At 33.1% G+C, this 18,914-nt stretch carries 21 protein-coding genes; 10 read left to right on the top strand and 11 right to left on the bottom strand.

The genetic code is table 11. From position 1 onward, the window contains the following. Positions 1-24 precede the first annotated feature (24 nt). Complete coding sequence (gene aat / locus Q0975_RS07995) at positions 25-663, top strand: leucyl/phenylalanyl-tRNA--protein transferase (RefSeq protein ID WP_299435129.1); 639 nt, start codon at positions 25-27, stop codon at positions 661-663. A gap of 27 nt (positions 664-690) precedes the next feature. Further along, a complete protein-coding gene (upp, locus tag Q0975_RS07990; RefSeq protein ID WP_299435127.1) occupies positions 691-1,344 on the top strand; it encodes a uracil phosphoribosyltransferase in 654 nt (217 codons plus the stop codon). Between the two features lie 9 nt (positions 1,345-1,353). Here upp and Q0975_RS07985 read toward each other — a convergent pair whose 3' ends face one another. Together Q0975_RS07985 and Q0975_RS07980 are read right to left on the bottom strand one after the other, a co-directional pair. Beyond that, entirely contained in the window at positions 1,354-1,758 is a 405-nt protein-coding gene (locus tag Q0975_RS07985; protein ID WP_299435125.1) for an ACT domain-containing protein, read from the bottom strand. 2 nt (positions 1,759-1,760) lie between these two features. Further along, positions 1,761-2,324 (bottom strand): DNA-3-methyladenine glycosylase I, encoded by a 564-nt coding sequence (locus Q0975_RS07980; RefSeq protein WP_299435123.1) that lies wholly within the window; start codon positions 2,322-2,324, stop codon positions 1,761-1,763. A 104-nt stretch (positions 2,325-2,428) separates the two neighbouring features. On the opposite strand from Q0975_RS07980, the gene Q0975_RS07975 reads away from it, so the two are divergent. Next, the gene (locus Q0975_RS07975; protein WP_299435121.1) at positions 2,429-3,040 is read left to right on the top strand and encodes a thioredoxin family protein; all 612 of its coding nucleotides are present in this window, start codon (positions 2,429-2,431) and stop codon (positions 3,038-3,040) included. Positions 3,041-3,042: 2 nt separating this feature from the next. Here the strand turns inward: Q0975_RS07975 and Q0975_RS07970 are convergent, their stop codons facing one another. From Q0975_RS07970 to Q0975_RS07945, 6 genes are all read right to left on the bottom strand, one after another. Then, complete coding sequence (locus Q0975_RS07970) at positions 3,043-3,750, bottom strand: hypothetical protein (protein ID WP_299435120.1); 708 nt, start codon at positions 3,748-3,750, stop codon at positions 3,043-3,045. Between the two features lie 33 nt (positions 3,751-3,783). Further along, entirely contained in the window at positions 3,784-4,491 is a 708-nt protein-coding gene (gene truB / locus Q0975_RS07965; RefSeq protein WP_299435118.1) for a tRNA pseudouridine(55) synthase TruB, read from the bottom strand. 9 nt (positions 4,492-4,500) lie between these two features. After that, positions 4,501-5,295, bottom strand: coding sequence for an undecaprenyl-diphosphate phosphatase (locus Q0975_RS07960; protein ID WP_299435116.1), 795 nt, complete (start codon positions 5,293-5,295; stop codon positions 4,501-4,503). 63 nt (positions 5,296-5,358) lie between these two features. Further along, positions 5,359-5,622 (bottom strand): DUF3098 domain-containing protein, encoded by a 264-nt coding sequence (locus Q0975_RS07955; RefSeq protein WP_299435114.1) that lies wholly within the window; start codon positions 5,620-5,622, stop codon positions 5,359-5,361. After that, positions 5,603-6,010, bottom strand: coding sequence for a hypothetical protein (locus Q0975_RS07950; RefSeq protein WP_299435112.1), 408 nt, complete (start codon positions 6,008-6,010; stop codon positions 5,603-5,605). The genes Q0975_RS07955 and Q0975_RS07950 overlap by 20 nt, the downstream gene beginning before the upstream one ends. 14 nt (positions 6,011-6,024) lie before the next feature. Next, complete coding sequence (locus tag Q0975_RS07945) at positions 6,025-6,903, bottom strand: permease-like cell division protein FtsX (protein ID WP_299435110.1); 879 nt, start codon at positions 6,901-6,903, stop codon at positions 6,025-6,027. 230 nt (positions 6,904-7,133) lie between these two features. Between Q0975_RS07945 and Q0975_RS07940 the strand changes: the two genes are divergently transcribed. The 6 genes from Q0975_RS07940 (at position 7,134) to Q0975_RS07915 (ending at position 15,128) form a co-directional block, all read left to right on the top strand. After that, complete coding sequence (locus tag Q0975_RS07940) at positions 7,134-8,066, top strand: 2-dehydropantoate 2-reductase (protein ID WP_299435108.1); 933 nt, start codon at positions 7,134-7,136, stop codon at positions 8,064-8,066. 59 nt (positions 8,067-8,125) lie between these two features. Then, a complete protein-coding gene (locus Q0975_RS07935) occupies positions 8,126-11,146 on the top strand; it encodes a class I tRNA ligase family protein (protein ID WP_299435106.1) in 3,021 nt (1,006 codons plus the stop codon). A gap of 116 nt (positions 11,147-11,262) precedes the next feature. Next, a complete protein-coding gene (locus tag Q0975_RS07930; RefSeq protein ID WP_299435104.1) occupies positions 11,263-11,523 on the top strand; it encodes a SemiSWEET transporter in 261 nt (86 codons plus the stop codon). Positions 11,524-11,656: 133 nt separating this feature from the next. After that, positions 11,657-12,772, top strand: a complete 1,116-nt coding sequence (gene ald / locus Q0975_RS07925; RefSeq protein ID WP_299435102.1) for an alanine dehydrogenase — start codon at positions 11,657-11,659, stop codon at positions 12,770-12,772. A gap of 126 nt (positions 12,773-12,898) precedes the next feature. Next, the gene (locus tag Q0975_RS07920; protein WP_299435100.1) at positions 12,899-13,591 is read left to right on the top strand and encodes a zinc metallopeptidase; all 693 of its coding nucleotides are present in this window, start codon (positions 12,899-12,901) and stop codon (positions 13,589-13,591) included. 118 nt (positions 13,592-13,709) lie between these two features. Then, positions 13,710-15,128, top strand: coding sequence for an NAD(P)/FAD-dependent oxidoreductase (locus Q0975_RS07915; RefSeq protein ID WP_299435098.1), 1,419 nt, complete (start codon positions 13,710-13,712; stop codon positions 15,126-15,128). Here the strand turns inward: Q0975_RS07915 and Q0975_RS07910 are convergent. The 3 genes from Q0975_RS07910 to Q0975_RS07900 form a co-directional block, all read right to left on the bottom strand. Next, positions 15,117-15,755, bottom strand: coding sequence for a hypothetical protein (locus Q0975_RS07910; RefSeq protein WP_299435096.1), 639 nt, complete (start codon positions 15,753-15,755; stop codon positions 15,117-15,119). The two genes, Q0975_RS07915 and Q0975_RS07910, sit on opposite strands and share 12 nt — an antisense overlap. Positions 15,756-16,461: 706 nt before the next feature. Further along, the gene (locus Q0975_RS07905; RefSeq protein ID WP_299435094.1) at positions 16,462-16,932 is read right to left on the bottom strand and encodes an Lrp/AsnC ligand binding domain-containing protein; all 471 of its coding nucleotides are present in this window, start codon (positions 16,930-16,932) and stop codon (positions 16,462-16,464) included. Positions 16,933-17,000: 68 nt separating this feature from the next. Further along, a complete protein-coding gene (locus tag Q0975_RS07900) occupies positions 17,001-18,371 on the bottom strand; it encodes a saccharopine dehydrogenase family protein (RefSeq protein ID WP_299435092.1) in 1,371 nt (456 codons plus the stop codon). A 153-nt stretch (positions 18,372-18,524) separates the two neighbouring features. On the opposite strand from Q0975_RS07900, the gene Q0975_RS07895 reads away from it, so the two are divergent. Beyond that, a complete protein-coding gene (locus Q0975_RS07895; protein WP_299435090.1) occupies positions 18,525-18,908 on the top strand; it encodes a DUF423 domain-containing protein in 384 nt (127 codons plus the stop codon). The last annotated feature ends 6 nt before the right edge of the window (positions 18,909-18,914 follow it).

Below are 18,914 nucleotides of genomic sequence, written 5' to 3'. Positions count from 1 at the left end.
TGTAGAAACATTTAGAATTCTGTTTTGTATATACTTAATGATTCCATAGATTTTCCCACGGTATCTGCTGCTAATGAAGATGGTTTATTGGCCATAGGAGGAGATCTTTCCATACCTAGATTGTTAAATGCATATCATAATGGAATTTTTCCTTGGTATGATGAGGATCAACCTATTTTATGGTTTAGTCCTGATCCCAGAATGGTGCTTTATCCTGAAGACATCAAAATAAGTAAAAGCATGAGACAATTGATACGTAAAAATTGTTTCGAGATTACTTTTAATAAGGATTTTAAACAAGTAATTGATAATTGTGCGACGATAAGCCGCCCTGAACAATTTGGAACCTGGATTACATCAGACATGCAAACGGCTTATATACAATTGCATGAAATAGGGTGTGCTATTTCTGTAGAAGTATGGCAGCATGAGAAATTAGTAGGAGGCTTATATGGAATATGGTTAGAAGAAAAAAAAGTGTTTTGTGGAGAGAGTATGTTTGCCAAGGTAAGTAATGCTTCGAAATATGGTTTTATTAAGTTGATTGAACTTTTAAAACAAAAAGGGGTACGATTAATAGATTGCCAGGTGTATACAGATCATTTAGCTAGTTTAGGAGCAAAAGAAGTTCCTAGAGATACGTTTATGGAATTTTTAAAGTAGTTTTATGCAAATTAAATTTTATCCTGTATGATTGTTCATAACCTTGAAACTGAAAACTCTATTTTAAATCAATTTATTAGCGAAATTAGAGATAGTACCATACAAAAAGATACTATGCGCTTTAGAAAGAATATAGAACGTATCGGCGAGGTTTTAGGGTATGAATTAAGTAAAACATTAGCATATACCCTAGAAATTGTTCAAACTCCCTTAGGTGCCAAGGAAATTTCAATTCCAGAAAAGGAACTAGTATTATGTTCTATTTTGAGAGCAGGTTTGCCATTACATCAGGGGCTTCTTAATTATTTTGATACTGCAGAGAACGCATTTATATCAGCATATAGAGATCATCGTGAAGGCACAGATGATTTTGATGTTGTAGTTAATTATTTAGCATCACCATCTTTAGAAAATAAGACATTATTGTTAGCCGATCCAATGCTGGCTACCGGGAAAACCTTAGAGAATACTATTAAGGCTATGAAGAACCATGGAGAACCTAAACAGATTCATATCATATCTGTTATTGGTTCTAGAGAAGGGGTTGAGTACATTAAAGATGTTTTTCCGAAAAATACACATTTATGGATCGCTGCAATAGATGAGGAATTAAGTAATAGAGGTTATATAACTCCTGGATTGGGAGATGCAGGAGATTTGTCTTTTGGAGTAAAGCTGTGAGACTAATAACTAACCTTTATAGGTTTTAGATAAGTTTTTAAGAACTTCAATTGTTTTTTTGCCATCACGTTTATTAACAAAAATGTGATCATGATAATAACCTGCAATCACATTACAACTTATTTGATGGGCTGCTAATTCTGCTGAAAATGCAGCGGTAAGACCAATCGCATCTAGTGAAGAATGTATTTTTAAAGTTATCCACGAGGCAACAAATTTATAGTCCAAGTTAAGGTTGTCGGCTTTTTTACGTTCTAGAACAATTGTAATACCCTCTTTTTCTTTGAATTCACAAATTGTATCTTTTCTTGGGATCGTATCTATTGTTTTTACTGTAGCAAAAACATATTCTCCAGGCTGTAGCTCTGGAGTCATTTTTTGGATCAGAGTTATTAAATTCTTTTCGCCAGCCATTTCTAAACTTCTTTATATCTAAAGCAATGAATAGTGTGATCATTTACCATTCCGATAGCCTGCATAAAAGCATAGATCACAGTAGAACCTACAAATTTAAAACCTCGTTTTTTTAGATCTTTACTAATTTGATCAGAAATTTCTGTATTAGCAGGACATTCTTTATGATGTTTCCAGGTATTTACAATAGGTTTTTTATCTACAAAGCTCCATATATAAGAGTCAAAGCTGCCAAATTCTTCTTGGATCTTCATAAAGTTTTGGGCATTGGTAACAGCCGAATTAACCTTAAGTTTATTACGAATTATGCCTGCATTCTGGAGTAATTCGTCTTTCTTAACATCATTATATTGGGCAACAATTTTATAATCGAAATTATCAAAAGCAAGCCTGAAATTCTCTCTTTTTTTTAGAATAGTAATCCAGCTTAATCCAGCCTGAAAGGTTTCTAAAATAAGGAATTCAAATAAAAGTTGTTCATCGTGTAATGGCACTCCCCATTCGTTGTCGTGATAAGACTCATATAAAGAATCACCAGCACACCAACCACATCTATGTTTTTCCATAAAAATATTTTTTAATGCATAAAGATATTACATTAGCGGCAAATTTCGATTTTGTAAGTTTTAGATATCTATATCGTCCTATATGGTAATATATAGATAAAATTATGGAGACGACCACAATGACAATAAATGAATTAATAGAAGAAGGAATAAGCAATTCATATTCCTATCAAGAATATAGAGGCATAGTAAGTGATTTATTAGCTAAGGGTGAATCTACAGGTAATGAGCAATCAGAAGCGCTTACTAATTATAGTATGCTTAATGATAGAAGAATGAAGCGTCTGGATAAAACACTAAAAATTAATGGTGTTGTAGCCGAGACGTTTTCTGAAGCTAAAACAAATATTACGTGGTTAGTGCTAACAGAAGGTTGGTGTGGTGACGCTGCGCAATCACTGCCAGTTATCAATAAGCTTTCTGAAATGAATGAAGGAATTGATTTGAGAGTTATATCTAGAGATGAACATGATGAGTTAATGAATAATTTTCTAACTAATGGAGGAAAGTCAATTCCAAAATTAATAGCATATAATACAGAAACTAAGGAAGTAGTTGATACTTGGGGTCCAAGACCATCAGTTGCTACCAAAATGGTAGATGATTATAAGATAGCACACGGTAGTTTAGATCCACAATTTAAAGAAGACCTGCAAGTTTGGTATAATAAAGATAAAGGAAGCAATATAGCTGAAGATTTGTTAAAGCTGCTTTAAATCTAACCTCCGTAATTAAAATAGTAAGTAATAAAACCTTTTTGCTCTTTTGTTTGCGAAGATGAGAATAATGCATCCTGCGCATAATCTAATGCGTTATCAAAAAGACACTCGTTTCTGGTGGTAGATTTCTTTTTGTCTATTTTGGCGTCAATGACATAACCATTTTGGTTTACCTCAATTTTGACAACAACTTTTCCGCTTCCATTGCAAGTGTATACAGGATTAGGTACTTTGCCAATAATATCACGACCTTTTAGACTCCAACTTGACGAGCTGTATTTGTTATTAGTTTCTTCGCTAATAGGTTTTTCATTTTTCTTAGCTTCAGCAACTTCTTCATTAATGATGTCTTCATTGATAGTTTCTTGACCTTCTGCTAGCTGAGTTTTATCAGAAGTTTCTTCTGTAGCTTCTTCTGTCTCGGTTAAAGATTTTATTCTTTCCTCAAAATCTTCTGAATCTTCAAAATCCTCATTAAAAGCATCATGAGTTCTCTTAGATGCTATTAATTGTCTGTCTTCTTCGGGTGCGGTCTCCGGTTCTTCTTCTTTGGTAAGTTCTTCCATCAATTCCTCTGGAATTTCCATCATGATTTCAGACTGCTGCTTTTTTCTATTAACCATATTAATGTTATAGAGCGTCAACACAAAAATCCCCATCAACATGGAGGTGATAATCAAAGCTTTATGTTTTTCTATAAATTCCATAGGTATCTATAACTCCTTTTCTTCTATAATATTTTATGCTGTTTCAATTTCTGTTTTCATCTGATTTTCAAACACTTCTGGGCTAATGGCATTGGCTACTGAGAATTCTCCTATTTTGGTTCTTCTTAAAACACTTAAATGACCTCCGCTTTGTAATGCTTTACCAAAATCATGTGCCAAGGATCTAATATACGTTCCTTTACCACAGACAACTCTAAAATCTACTTCTGGTAATTGAACTCTAGTAATTTCGAATTCGTTAATAGTAATCTTTCTTGCCGCTATTTCTACTTTTTCACCTTCCCGAGCATATTCGTATAAGCGTTTTCCATCTTTTTTTAAAGCAGAAAAAACAGGAGGATATTGATCTATTTCACCAATAAATTGTTTGGTGGTTGCTTTTATAATATCTTCAGAAATATGATCAATCGCAAAAGTCTGATCTACCTCAGTTTCTAAGTCGTATGAAGGAGTAGTTGCTCCTAGTGTAATGGTTCCTGTGTATTCCTTGGTTTGTCCCATAAACTCTTGTATGCGCTTTGTGAACTTACCAGTACATATAATAAGTAATCCAGAAGCAAGAGGATCTAATGTTCCTGCATGTCCTACTTTTATTTTTTTTATTCCAAAATTCTTACGAATTAGCCATCGTAGTTTATTAACAACCTGAAAGGATGTCCATTGTAGAGGCTTATCGATCAAAAGAACTTGACCGTCTTTATAATCTTGTTCGGTTAGCATTATTGGGGACTATTTAATAAAACCAAAGATGATGGCTACAACGCCAACAACAATACAATATAAGGCAAAATATGATAATTTACTCTTTTTTACCAAAGAAATCATCCAGGTACAAGCAAAAAGACCAGAAATAAAGGCAGCTATAAAGCCTAAAATCAAAGGAGTACTACTTTCTGCAGAAATAGTAAGATCTCCACTTAAAAGATCTTTACCAATCTTGCCAAAAATTAATGGAATTACCATTAAGAATGAAAATCTAGCCGCTTTTGTCTTGTCATTACCAAGTAATACTGAAGTGGATATCGTAGCTCCACTTCTCGAAATTCCTGGTAACATGGCTATTGCCTGAGCAATTCCTATAATAAACGCATTAGAAGTGGTAACTATTTTTGCCGTATCCTTTGCTTTATCTGCTAGCCATAGAAGTATAGCCGTGATGATCAACATAAAACCAACAAACATGATATTTCCTCCGAAAAGTTGTTCTAATTGTTCCTCGAAAAATAATCCTATCATAACTGCAGGAATCATAGAAACTATTATTCTTAGAGAGAACATTGTTTCTTCATTTTTCTTGAATTGGAGAAGTCCTTTTATAATTTGCAGAATGTCCTTTCTAAATACTACAATGGTACTAAGCGCTGTTGCAAAATGTAGAACTACCGTAAAAAGCAGTGATTCTTCAGGAACACTTTCGCTACCAAGAATAGCTTTTCCTATTTCTAAATGGCCACTAGAAGAAACAGGAAGAAATTCTGTAAGCCCTTGAATAATACCTAAAATAATTGCATCAATGATTTCCATAGAAAAAGGTTTCTAAAAATTCGATGCAAATATATAATTACCAGAAGATAAATTGATTAATTACTAGTTTTTCTTCTTGTCAGGATTTAATAAAATAGCATATACCTCAATCCCAAAACCAATTAAAACAATTGTAGGCGCAAGTCGAATTCTTCTAAAATTGTAGATATCGGGATTAAAGACATTAGGGTCATCACTTCCTCCTCCTGCCATAAGAATAAATCCAAGTGCGATTACAGCAATACCGATCGCCATCATGACATAGTTCTTTTTCCCAAAAACGAAATCTGGTTTGTGTTGCACATTATTATTGGATTGTTTGCTCATGAATATCGTTATTAAGTTCATTAAAAATCACGCGATCTTCGATCATCAATTTAGAGATGTGTCCCATAATTTTATCACGTGTAAATATAGTCCATCTATGAATAGGATACAAAGTAACTTTTTTGTTCAGTAGTTCCTTTTGTAATTCCTCTATGGTTAACCCTTGCTCTAAACCTCTATTAATATAATAATAATGGTCATCATTTTCTAAGGTAATGGCAATGTCAAAACCACCTCCATCTTTTATTTGGGTAACTTTTCCAGTAATTTCTATTACTTCATCTGGTTGTACATTACGTATAGGTTTAAATGTTTGAATCATTATCCACATAAAAATCACAAACAATACGAAAGATATAGAAAAGAATATTTTACCTGTTTTTTGCATTTTACAAACTTACTTTAATAATACAATTCATCAGTTCTGAGATTCAGAAAACGCTGAGTAGCAAAGAACGTACTAATCCAGGTAATTAGTATTCCAATCCCAAAAACACCTACAAATAATCCTATCAATAGTATTTCATCACTAAGTAAAGCTAATTCAGGGAATGCCTTGTCTAAATAAAACAATACTATGGCAACTCCAATAAGCGCTACAAAAGCACCAATCATCCCTAGCCGAACACTCTTCCACACAAAAGGTCTGCGAATAAACTTTTTTGTAGCACCTACCATCTGCATAGTTTTAATAATAAAACGTTTAGAATAAACAGATAGTCGAATAGAACTATTAATCAGAAGTACTGCTATGAATGTAAAAATTCCACTAATTAGCAAAACCCAAAAACTTATTTTTTTGATATTATCATTTAATAGAGATATCAAAGGCTTGTCATATGTTACTTCGTCAACAAAATCCTTTTTAGTAATAGATGTAGTGATTTCATCAATTTTTACCTGATCTACAAAATCTGCTTTTAGATATACATCAATAGAGTTTTGTAGTGGATTATAGCCTAGAAAATCCATAAAATTTTCTCCAATATCTTTGCTATGTTCTTCTGCTGCTTCATCTTTGGAGATATAAGTAGTGGATTTTGTGTATTCTGCTAGTGCTAAGCTTTTCTCCATTTGTTTGATCTCCACTTCTTTTGCAGTGTCCTTTAAATAGATAGTGAGCGCAATTTTTTCTTTAAAATGATCTGCAACTTTTTTTGTATTCAATACTAAAAGTCCCAATAAGCCTAATAAAAAAAGTACCAGAGAAATACTAATGACCACAGAGAAGTACGAGGAAATTAGTCTACGTTTCTGATATTTTTCAAAAGATGAACTCATAGAAGTTTGTTTTGCAGGTAAAAATAATAAATTAATCCTGTTGCAAAAGAAGATCGCAGGATTATGATGTTTTAATTAACTTTGATCTATACAGGTAACGTCTAATAAGGATTAAAATTTTTTGAAATCACAATAAAGATTATATTTCGTAAAAGGAATTTTGGAATTACCTAAGTTTCTAAGAGCAGAGTGATCTAATGATCTAAAAATCTAATTTATCTAAAAAGAATATGCATATAGTAATTATTGGTATTGGTGGTGTTGGAGGATATTTTGGAGGAAAAATTGCTCGTTCAGGGCAAAAAGTAACTATGATCGCTAGAGGAAAACACCTTGCAGCGATACTTCAGAATGGATTGCAAGTTAAAAGTATTGATGGGGATTTCGTTACGAGACCTTTTTTAGCTACTGATGATATACACAAAGTTGATAAAGCAGATTTAGTTTTGATTTGCACCAAATCTTGGCAAGTACAAGATGCAGCAGAACTTATAAGACCAATCCTGAAAGATGATACTATTGTGATTCCATTGCAGAATGGCGCAGATAATGCAGAAAATGTAATGTCAGTGATTGATAAAAAACGTGTGCTTGGTGGTTTGTGTAAGATTTATAGTAAAATAGAGGTTCCTGGAATTATCTCGCATTTTGGTCATACACCTGAAGTCATTTTTGGGGAGTTGGATAAGAGTAAATCGGATCGTTTACAAAAGGTAAAGTTAATTTTTGATAAAGCTGGATTTAAGAATAAAATCTCTGAAAATATCCAAGTTGATATCTGGAGTAAATTTATGTTCATTGCTACAGTAAGTGGATTAGGAGCACTCACAAGGGCAACTATTGGAGAAATGTGTGAGCATCCTGAATTAAATAAGATGCTTAGAGCAACAGCTACTGAGATTTATAAAATAGCCATAGCCAAAGGTGTTGAAATGCCTTCAGCCATTGTAGATGGAATAATGATTTTAATAGGGAAGCAACCTTATACCGCAACTGCTTCTACACAAAGAGATATTATGGAAGGCAGACCTTCTGAATTAGATAATTTTAATGGTTTTATTGTGAAAGAAGGAGAAAAACTTAGTATAGATACTCCTGTGAACGCATTTATTTATAGTTGTTTACAGCCGATGGAAGCAAAAGCTAGAATGCCTAAAAACTAAAGTAAAAAAGTGCACTAAACTCGCATAAAATCGTAAATTTGCGGTCTTAATTTCAGATGATGAGTTACGATTTTAATGCGATTGAAGCCAGATGGCAAGCCTATTGGGCAGAGAATGGAACGTTTAAAGCTGAAAATAACAGCGATAAACCAAAATATTATGTACTGGACATGTTTCCTTATCCTTCTGGAGCAGGACTACACGTTGGGCATCCATTAGGATATATTGCCAGTGATATTTATGCAAGATATAAACGTCACAAAGGTTTTAATGTATTGCATCCACAAGGATATGACTCATTCGGCTTGCCAGCAGAACAATATGCGATCCAAACAGGTCAGCATCCAAGCAGAACAACCTATATCAATATTGAAGGGTGTTTTGATGATGAAGGAAAAATTAGACCAGAATTCATCGACGAAAAGGGAGATATAAAGAAGGAAGCTTATAATTCTGAAGGAAATATTATTGCGGGGTACAGGAAGCAAATGGATAAAATAGGCTTCTCTTTTGATTGGAGCCGTGAAGTGCGTACTAGTGATCCTACATTTTATAAATGGACACAATGGATATTTACAGAGCTTTTTAATTCTTGGTATGATAATGATGCTGATAAGGCAAGGTCTATTAGTGAATTAGAGCAGTTGTTTTCTGAAACAGGAAATGCAAATATCAATGCTGTTTGTGATGAAGATATAGCTCAATTTACTGCTGCTGATTGGAATGGGTATTCATCTAAAGAAAAACAAGAAGTATTATTAAAGTATAGATTAACGTATTTAGCAGAAACAGAGGTAAACTGGTGTCCACAATTAGGAACGGTATTAGCCAATGATGAAATCGTAAACGGAGTTTCTGAACGTGGCGGTTATCCAGTGATTCGTAAAAAGATGACACAATGGAGTATGCGTATTTCTGCATATGCGCAACGTTTAATTGATGGATTAAATACTATTGATTGGCCGCAGCCATTAAAAGATTCCCAAACCAATTGGATTGGTCGTTCTGAAGGGGCAAGCGTGATTTTTAATGTGAAAGATCATGATGAGGTTATCGATGTGTTTACTACACGTCCTGATACTATTTTTGGAGTAAGTTTTATGACATTGGCTCCAGAACATGAATTGGTGTCTAAAATTACTATTCCAGAACAAAAAGAAGCAATAAATACATATATAGAAGCAACTGCAAAACGTAGTGAACGCGATCGTATGGCTGACGTAAAAACCATTAGTGGTGTATTTACAGGAGCTTATGCAGAGCATCCGTTTACTAAAGAGCCAGTTCCAATCTGGATTGGAGACTATGTGCTAGCAGGATATGGTACCGGAGCTGTCATGGCTGTGCCTTGCGGAGATCAACGTGATTATGATTTTGCAAAACATTTTGGGATTGATATTCCTAATATTTTTGAAGGAATCGATATTTCTGAAGAAGCCTTTGCAGATAAAGACAATACGATTATAGCTAATTCAGACTTTTTAAATGGTTTGAAATATAAAAAAGCAGTTAAAACTGCTATCTATGAATTAGAGAAATTAGGTCAAGGAAAAGGTAAGATCAATTATAGATTACGTGATGCAGTATTTAGTCGTCAGCGATATTGGGGAGAACCGTTCCCGGTATATTATGTAGACGGAATGCCGCAAATGATTGATCTAAAACATTTGCCAATTGAACTGCCTGAAGTAGAAAAGTATCTACCAACCGAAACCGGTGAACCGCCATTAGGTCGCGCCGATGTTTGGGCTTGGGATACTACTAAAAATGAAGTTGTATCTAATGATTTGATAGACCATGCTACTGTTTTTCCATTAGAATTAAATACCATGCCAGGTTGGGCGGGAAGTTCTTATTACTTTAATAGGTATATGGATCCTAATAATGATGATGAGGTATTCTCTCAGGATGCTATTAAGTATTGGAAAGATGTAGATTTATATATAGGAGGAAGTGAACATGCAACTGGTCATTTATTGTATGCACGTTTTTGGCAAAAGTTCTTATTTGATAAAGGTATTGTGCCTGTCAATGAATTTGCAAAGAAGTTGATCAACCAAGGAATGATTTTGGGAACAAGTGCTATTGTTTATGAGGCTGTGCTTGAAGACAAGAATATTCCGAATATTTATATTTCAGCTAAATTATTTCACCAAGATAATACTGAAAACCCTAAGCATTGGAATGAATTTTATGAATTTCTAAGAAATTACGGATTGTCCGATGAGGTAATTAAAGAAGTAAGGTATTCAGAAACAGAGATTCATATTGATATAAGTATTCTTAAAGGTCAAGAGGAAATCGATATTGAGAAACTAAAAGAATGGAGAAGAGAGTTTAAAAATGCGAAGTTCTTTTTTGAGGATGATGGTAAGTTTTTAGCTTCCAGGGAAGTGGAAAAAATGTCTAAGTCCAAATACAATGTATTAAACCCAGATGGTATCTGTGATCAATATGGAGCAGATAGTTTACGATTATACGAAATGTTTTTAGGCCCATTAGAGCAAGCTAAGCCATGGAATACTGCTGGAATTACGGGTGTGCATTCTTTTCTAAAGAAATTATGGAAACTATACCATAATGGAGATGTGTTTGGTGTGGCCGATACAGAACCTTCTACGGATAATCTAAAAACATTACATAAAACGATCAAAAAGGTAGAAGAAGATATAGAGAACTTTTCTTTTAATACTTCTGTAAGTACTTTTATGATTGCAGTTAATGAATTAAAAGATCAGCAATGTAATGCTAGAGGAATTTTAGAACCGTTATTAATATTAGTTTCACCTTATGCTCCACATATTGCAGAAGAATTATGGAGTAAATTAGGGCATGAAACTTCAATTGCAACGGCTGCATTTCCAATTTTTGATGAAAAGCATTTGATCGAGAGCACAAAACAATATCCTATATCCTTTAATGGTAAGATGCGTTTTATGATGGAACTTCCATTAGATATGAGTAAGGAGGATATTGAAACTGCGGTTATGGCACACGAAAAAACACAACAACAACTAGCAGGACGAGAGCCCAAAAAAGTGATCGTAGTACCTGGTAAGATTGTGAATGTGGTTGGGTAATTTATCGATTTTTATAAGGATTAACCATGAGAGTTCCTTCTCCTTGGGGAGAAGGTTAGGATGAGGGGATTTCACACTAACTTTCTTATTCTATTTTCTTTTCAAAATAATAATATATGATTAACCCAATAGAAATTCTTGGATTTGTAGCAGCCACATTAACTACGGCTGCTTTTTTACCACAAGTTTATAAAACCTGGAAAACAAAATCTGCAGAAAGTTTATCGATGTCAATGTTGTTAATTTTTGTGATTGGAGTGTCTTGTTGGTTGGGTTATGGCTTTTTGATAAATAGTTTACCGATAATTTTATGCAACCTGATTACTTTAGTATCTGGTTTTTTATTGCTTTATTTTAAATTTCGTTACAAAAACTAGTATAAAATGCTAATTCTGATTGTTTTTTAACAACTTTCATTGAATTTCCCTAAATTACGGATAAGATATTTTTTAGGATCATTTTATTGTTTTATTTCAAGAAAACATTTATTTTCGACCAAAAAATAAGAATATGATAATTGGTGTTCCTAAGGAAATCAAGAATAACGAAAACCGAGTGGGTGTTACCCCTGCAGGAACAATGGCGCTCGTTAGACATGGTCACACTGTTTTCATTCAGCAAAATGCTGGTCTTCAGAGTGGTTTTAGTGATGAAGAATATATAGATGCTGGAGGAAAGATTTTACCTACTATAGAAGAGGTATATGAGATAGGAGAAATGATCATTAAGGTAAAAGAACCTATAGAGCCTGAATATAAATTGATTAAGAAGGATCAATTGTTGTTCACTTATTTTCACTTTGCCTCTAGTGAGCCGTTGACTAAAGCAATGATCGAAAGTGGATCAGTTTGTATTTCATATGAAACTGTAGAAGATCCTGATCGCAGCTTACCATTATTAACTCCAATGAGTGAAGTGGCTGGGCGTATGTCAATCCAACAAGGAGCTAAATATTTAGAGAAACCATTAAAGGGAAGAGGAATTCTTCTTGGTGGTGTACCTGGAGTTGCTCCTGCTAAAGTATTAGTACTTGGTGGTGGTGTTGTTGGTACTCAAGCAGCAAAAATGGCAGCAGGAATGGGAGCTGATGTAACAATTCTTGATATTAGTATGAAGAGATTACGTTATCTTGATGATGTAATGCCAGCTAATGTAAATACAGAATTCTCTAACGAATATACAGTTCGTAAACATATAAAGACATCTGATTTAATTATCGGAGGTGTTTTAATACCGGGAGCAAAAGCGCCAAAACTTATTACTCGTGATATGCTAAAGGATATGCGCACAGGAACGGTATTGGTAGATGTTGCAGTGGATCAAGGAGGTTGTTTTGAGACAACAAAACCAACTACGCATCAAGATCCGGTATACATAATCGATGATGTTGTACATTATTCTGTGGCAAATATGCCAGGAGCAGTGCCATATACGTCAACTTTGGCACTTACGAATGTTACTTTGTCATATGCGATCCAATTAGCAAATAAAGGTTGGAAAGCGGCTTGTGCAGATAACGAACCACTGAAAAAAGGATTGAATGTAATCAATGGAGATGTGGTCTATCCTGCTATTTCAGAAGCATTTAACCTTCCTTTGGAAGATGTAAATAACTATTTAAGTTAAACTCGACTTATTGGCTAACTCAAGTTTATTTAACTGAAAACCTCGTCTTTATGGCGAGGTTTTTGCTTTTATTATTGTAAATTTAATGAGCTCGAGTAGAGTTTAATAACAAAAAAGATTTTAATTATGATGGGATATTATGTCATAGCGGGAATTATCTTTTTAGTAAGTTCATTTGTGAGTAACAAACTAAAAAGCAAATTCAAGCATTATTCTAATGTGCGTTTACAGAATGGAATGAGTGGAGCAGAGATTGCTATAAAAATGTTGAATGATAATGGGATACGAGATGTAAAAGTAATTTCTACACCAGGAATGCTAACGGATCACTATAATCCAAGAGATAAAACGGTTAACCTTAGTGAAGGGGTATACAATCAAAGAAATGCAGCTGCAGCTGCAGTAGCAGCCCATGAAGTAGGTCATGCGGTTCAACATGCTACAGCTTATAACTGGTTAACTCTTAGGTCTAAGATTGTTCCCGCAGTGGGGATTTCTAGTAAATTGTCCAATATCGTAATAATGGTGGGCTTAGGGTTATCAGTAGCAGGTAGTGTATTTGGAAATTTAGTTTTCTTGGTTGGGATAATACTATTTGCTGTTACAACTTTATTTACTTTTATAACACTTCCTGTGGAATACGATGCCAGTAATAGGGCTTTAGCTTGGCTAGAAAATGCTAATATGGTAACAAGTAATGAGTATGATGGAGCAAAAGATGCGTTAAAATGGGCAGCAAGAACTTATTTGGTAGCTGCATTAGGTTCTTTAGCTACGTTGCTATACTTTATTTCAATGTTTTTAGGAAGAAGAGATTAGTTAATAAAATACCCTAAGATGGATTGAATTAAAAATATTAACTAATATGATAAAGTATTAAGCTTTGTCTTGTTTTTATTTCTGTATCTTTTGGCACTAATTTTAGATATAAAATAAATTGGTAAAGAAGGTAATTATCATTGGTGCCGGACCTGCGGGCTTAAGTGCAGCTTATACTCTTAGCAAGAATGATATAAATGTAGAAATTTTTGAAGCATCTCCGCATGTAGGAGGTATGTCCAGAAGTTTTGATTTATGGGGTCAAAGAGTAGATTTGGGACCACATAGATTCTTTTCAAAAGAGCCAAAAATTAATAATTTTTTTGATGAAATAATTAAAGAGGATTATACATTAGTAAATCGTCTTACTCGAATATATTACAAGAAAAGATTTTTTGATTACCCGCTTAAATTATTGAATGTACTAGGTAACCTATCGATTGCAACCATTTTTAGTATTTTATTTTATTATGGAAAACAACGTTTGTTTCCAATAAAAAACCCTGAAACCTTTGAGAAATGGGTCACAAATAGATTTGGAGAAAAATTATACACTATTTTCTTTAAATATTATACGGAAAAACTCTGGGGTATTCCTTGTTCTAGAATTGATGCAGATTGGGCGGCACAAAGAATAAAAGGGTTGTCGTTGTTTGAAGCAGTGATTAGCGCATTAAAGAGCAATAAGGGGAATAAGCATAAAACCCTTGTAGATCAATTTGCATACCCTAAAAACGGAACTGGAACTTTGTATGAAAAGGCGCAAGATTTTGTGATAGGTAAAGGCGGGATTGTTCATATGCAGACGCCAATAAAAAAAATTATTACTGAGAATAACATATGCAAAGGTGTAATTACAACTGATGGTATCGAGCATTATGCAGATTATGTTATATCATCTATGCCTTTAACATCTTTAATTAAGGGAATTGACACTACTCCTATTGCTGTTTTGGAAGCTAGTAAAAAGTTATACTTCAGAAATACGATTTTAGTATACCTAGAAATAAATAAAGAAAATCTGTTTGAAGATAATTGGATTTATGTTCATTCCCCCGAAGTGCAACACGGAAGAATAACTAATTTTAGGAACTGGTGTTCAAGTATAAATAAAGGAAAAACCAGTACAATTTTATGTATGGAATTTTGGGCATTTGATACTGATAAAATTTGGGAAGCTGATGACGCGTATCTTAATGATTTGGCAATTAAAGAGCTTAAAACATTAAACCTTATTGACTCTAATGAAATTGTAGAGAATTATAAAATAGTAAGAGTCCCGAAATGTTATCCGGTTTATGAAATAGGGTATCGTGAGCATCTAGATATTATAGAAAATTATCTTACCAATATTGACAAGTTGATTCCTATTGGTAGATATGGTGCTTTTAAATACAATAATCAAGATCATTCTATATTGATGGGAATTCTTGCTGCAGAAAATATTATTAATGGAACTAACGTTGATCTTTGGAAGATTAATACGGACACTGAATATCAAGAAGATGGAGAAGTTAAGGACGTTTTAGTTCAGTAGGGTTTTATCTTTTTTGTAAAACCTGAAATGTTTTAGTTTGTGTATTAAATCAGTAAAGCCTAATACAGAAAACATAAGGTATGTTGGTAGTATTGGAACAAAAAATCGAGAAGCACCTAACGGTCCTGTTAAGGCTACAATGTAGAGAATCACAAACAAAAAAGATAATATTAATAAATTTGACCTTTTGTAATTTTTTATCCAAAACCAAATAAACCCTGTTAGTTTAAGAAAGTTAAATATCAGAATTATAAAAAGAGATAAGAGTATAATAGTTGGTTGAGTTCGTAGAAATTTAATCACACCCCTAATACCTTCTTCATTAATATGATGTAAAATACCTTCATTATTATCATCTTTTATCTTAAAGAAATTTACCAAATCAAATCTTCCTGGATCTATAAAAATTCTTAAGCATCCTTTTAAATGAAAAATTCCATATCCAATAGGATCTTTTTTTAAGTATGTGAATATTTCGTTTTTTATATAGCTTTGATTTTCATTGTAATTTTTGATTTTCGCTGCTTCTGATAAAATTTGGTCATTTATATTTTTTGATTTTTTATATCCATATTTATTTTGATGAAAATACTTAAGATTCCATTCTAATAAGTTGAAATTTTGCATGCTAGAAAAGTCGTAACTACCAGTCCTATTAAGATTCCAATTGCTATATAATAAGAAGATTAATATAGGTAATATGGAGCTTAGGAACCCATATTTTATCTTAGTTTTTCTGTATATCAATACTGTTAGTATGATATTTGGTATTATAAATAGATAGAATACCGGTTTTGTTAGAAATAATAAGATAATGTTTATTTGAAAAAAGACCAGATACTTCCAGGAGTGTAACTTAATTACTTTGTGAAGGTTGTAAAATAAAAGAACAATCAAGAACTGAAAGAATATTTCACTCATTATCATATTGCTGTAAACAAATTGATTTATGGAAGTTCCAATAAAAATGAAAAACCATAGATAGTTTATTTTAAAAAAATTCTCTTCAAAAATTTTTTTAACCAAAAGCAGTGATATAATTGAAATGGTATTTTGAAATAGTAATATTCCTATAGTGGAATTAAGAAAACCAGAAGAAATAATAATAAAAATAGCGTATAAGGGAGGTCGCCTAGTGTAGTTTCGAAAATCTATATCAGCATTTAAATCTCCGCAATAGAATTGAAACTTATGCAGAATGTTTTCAGCCAATTGATAGTATTCATATGAGTCTAGAATAAAAAAATCTCCAATTATAATTTTTGTTACAAAGAATAAAATGTGGATAGCTATAAGGCAAAGAATAAAGGTGCGATGTTTGTTTTGCATTGGCTTATATCTTAATCTGTCTATTAATTTGTTGATCCAATGAAATAAAAGTCTCTGTCCTAGAAACTCCCTCAATAGCTTGAATTTCTTTGTTTAGGACATTCATTAAATGTTCATTATCTCTACAAAGAATCTTAATGAAAATAGACCAGTTTCCTGTGGTGTAATGACATTCAATTACCTCAGGGATATCTTTTAATTGTCTAACTGCTTTAGGATTACTAACTGCTTTGTCTAAATACACGCCAACAAACGCCATGGTTTTGTATCCTAATACTTTTGGATCAATAATGAATTTAGAGCCTGCAATTAAACCAGAAGCTTCTAGTTTTCTTAATCTTTGATGAATAGCAGCACCAGAAATTCCGATCTTTCTTGCAATTTCTAAGATGGGTCTTCGAGCGTCCTCCATGAGGTTTCGAAGAATTTCCTTATCAATACCATCTATTTTTAAACTACCATATTGCCCTTTCATAAAGAGATAAGTTACAATTAATAATCAAAAATAGCGGTAAAGATTTAAAATCGAAACTTTTTAGAGAATTATCCTTTTACACCGTCAGGATTGTAGCCTAGATATTCCTGTTCTTTTTCTTTAAATATAATTCCGTATTCCTCTAGTTCTTTTAGAATTGGAGTGTATATTTCTTCCTGAATCGGTATTTGTACCCCAGTTGATGTGATTTCATTATTCAGAATTCGTAATGTAGCCATGGCAACAGGTAATCCAACGGTTCTTGCCATTGCTGTGTACTTTTGATCTTTACCTGTGCATACCATAGTTGCATCTATCTGTTTTCGCTTTCCATCCAGTTCATATCCAAATTTATGATACATGACGATCATATCTTTGTCTCCTTGATCAAGTGTCCAGTTGTCCATTAAGATCTTCTGTAGTGCTTGTGCAGGAGTGGCATTTGGAATGCCTATTTTTTTATCCGTGTTAAAGACATCTAGTTCTAATAATTTATCCCATATAATATCATCTTGATCAATTTTTAGATAATGTCGAAGCTTTAATTCTACTGAATCTGTAGGAGAATAAGCAAGAAATGAGTTTGTAAAATCACGGTAACTCATATGTTCTGAATTTGCTAGCGTATAATCATCAGCAGTCATACCTAATTGTACAAAAATGTTCCAGGCTTTAGAAAACCCTACCCTTCTGATGGTTCCCCGATAAAGGGTTAAAATATCTTCTAGTCCATAGATACTTTGGTATTTTAGAGAATTTCTATTAGCATATGCTTCAAAACGACCATATCCCTCTACTTCTAAAAATTCGGTTCTTCTGAATAGTTTATGATAAGGAATGTATTTATAGGTTCCTTCTTGTAGGAATTCTGCGGCACTTCCTTGCCCTGCTACTACTACATTTCGGGGGTTCCAGGTAAATTTATAATTCCAAAGATTGGTGTCGCTTTCTGGAGCTACAAGTCCTCCGGTAAAGGATTCGAATAAGATAACTTTTCCTCCTTGATTACGTATTCTATCAATAACCTGCATAGCACTCATGTGATCAATACCAGGATCTACACCAATTTCATTCATAAAAATGAGTCCCTTATTCTTAACTTCTTCATGAAGCTCTTGCATTTCTTCGCTTACGTAAGAGGCGGTAACCATTGATTTTTCAAGTCTAAGACAATCTTTAGCTACTTCGATATGAAATCTGGCAGGAAGCATAGATACTATAATGTCCGCTTTTTTGATAGCTTCTTCTCTAGAGTTTTTGTCAAAAACATCTAATGCAATAGCATTAGTATTAGGATGATTTCCAGCTAATGATTTAGCATTTTGGATGGAAATGTCTCCTATAGTGATGTGTAAATTTTCGGATTTGGATTTATCCTGAAAATATTTGATTAAAACAGCTGTTGATTTACCTGCACCGATGACCAGTATCTTTTGCATACCTAATAATTATTTTGATAACTTTGATGCGAATGTAGTAAATACATCAAAAAGTAAGTTCTCAATTTTGACGTATTCGTTACATTTTGAAATAAAATATGTATAAAATTCATTTTTTGTTTAAAAAAATGATCAATTATTACTAAAAGAGGAATGAATAAAACAATTTTGATTACCGGAACAGTTACAGCGTTATTAGCTGTATTATTAGGTGCATTTGGAGCACATGGTTTAGAGAAACTTGTGGATAAGACAAGTATTGATTCTTTTCAGACTGGGGTTAGATATCAGATGTATCATGCAATCGTTTGCATTATTTTGGGAAATATGGCCGTTATTAAGGATGTTGTCAAAAAACGAATTTTTTATTTCTTTCTGGGTGGAATGATCCTTTTTTCGGGGTCAATTTATCTTTTGGTGATTGACGAAGTTTTAGGAATTTCTTTGTCAAGTATTGGTTTTATTACACCTTTAGGAGGGTTTATGTTAATTTTAGGATGGATTTTCTTTGTAATTTCATTGGTTAAGATTAAGTGATTTTTT

It is taken from the genome of uncultured Aquimarina sp., assembly GCF_947500065.1.
GTDB lineage: Bacteria > Bacteroidota > Bacteroidia > Flavobacteriales > Flavobacteriaceae > Aquimarina.
The sequence above is the reverse complement of the archived record's forward strand: the minus strand, read 5'-3'. Positions and strand labels throughout refer to the sequence as shown.

Coding starts and splice junctions, on each gene's coding strand:
- upp (WP_299435127.1), top strand. CDS start 691: ATGATTGTTCATAACCTTGAAACTGAAAACTCTATTTTAAATCAATTT.
- Q0975_RS07985 (WP_299435125.1), bottom strand. CDS start 1,758: ATGGCTGGCGAAAAGAATTTAATAACTCTGATCCAAAAAATGACTCCA.
- Q0975_RS07980 (WP_299435123.1), bottom strand. CDS start 2,324: ATGGAAAAACATAGATGTGGTTGGTGTGCTGGTGATTCTTTATATGAG.
- Q0975_RS07975 (WP_299435121.1), top strand. CDS start 2,429: ATGGAGACGACCACAATGACAATAAATGAATTAATAGAAGAAGGAATA.
- Q0975_RS07970 (WP_299435120.1), bottom strand. CDS start 3,750: ATGGAATTTATAGAAAAACATAAAGCTTTGATTATCACCTCCATGTTG.
- truB (WP_299435118.1), bottom strand. CDS start 4,491: ATGCTAACCGAACAAGATTATAAAGACGGTCAAGTTCTTTTGATCGAT.
- Q0975_RS07960 (WP_299435116.1), bottom strand. CDS start 5,295: ATGGAAATCATTGATGCAATTATTTTAGGTATTATTCAAGGGCTTACA.
- Q0975_RS07955 (WP_299435114.1), bottom strand. CDS start 5,622: ATGAGCAAACAATCCAATAATAATGTGCAACACAAACCAGATTTCGTT.
- Q0975_RS07950 (WP_299435112.1), bottom strand. CDS start 6,010: ATGCAAAAAACAGGTAAAATATTCTTTTCTATATCTTTCGTATTGTTT.
- Q0975_RS07945 (WP_299435110.1), bottom strand. CDS start 6,903: ATGAGTTCATCTTTTGAAAAATATCAGAAACGTAGACTAATTTCCTCG.
- Q0975_RS07940 (WP_299435108.1), top strand. CDS start 7,134: ATGCATATAGTAATTATTGGTATTGGTGGTGTTGGAGGATATTTTGGA.
- Q0975_RS07935 (WP_299435106.1), top strand. CDS start 8,126: ATGAGTTACGATTTTAATGCGATTGAAGCCAGATGGCAAGCCTATTGG.
- Q0975_RS07930 (WP_299435104.1), top strand. CDS start 11,263: ATGATTAACCCAATAGAAATTCTTGGATTTGTAGCAGCCACATTAACT.
- ald (WP_299435102.1), top strand. CDS start 11,657: ATGATAATTGGTGTTCCTAAGGAAATCAAGAATAACGAAAACCGAGTG.
- Q0975_RS07920 (WP_299435100.1), top strand. CDS start 12,899: ATGATGGGATATTATGTCATAGCGGGAATTATCTTTTTAGTAAGTTCA.
- Q0975_RS07910 (WP_299435096.1), bottom strand. CDS start 15,755: ATGCAAAATTTCAACTTATTAGAATGGAATCTTAAGTATTTTCATCAA.
- Q0975_RS07905 (WP_299435094.1), bottom strand. CDS start 16,932: ATGAAAGGGCAATATGGTAGTTTAAAAATAGATGGTATTGATAAGGAA.
- Q0975_RS07900 (WP_299435092.1), bottom strand. CDS start 18,371: ATGCAAAAGATACTGGTCATCGGTGCAGGTAAATCAACAGCTGTTTTA.
- Q0975_RS07895 (WP_299435090.1), top strand. CDS start 18,525: ATGAATAAAACAATTTTGATTACCGGAACAGTTACAGCGTTATTAGCT.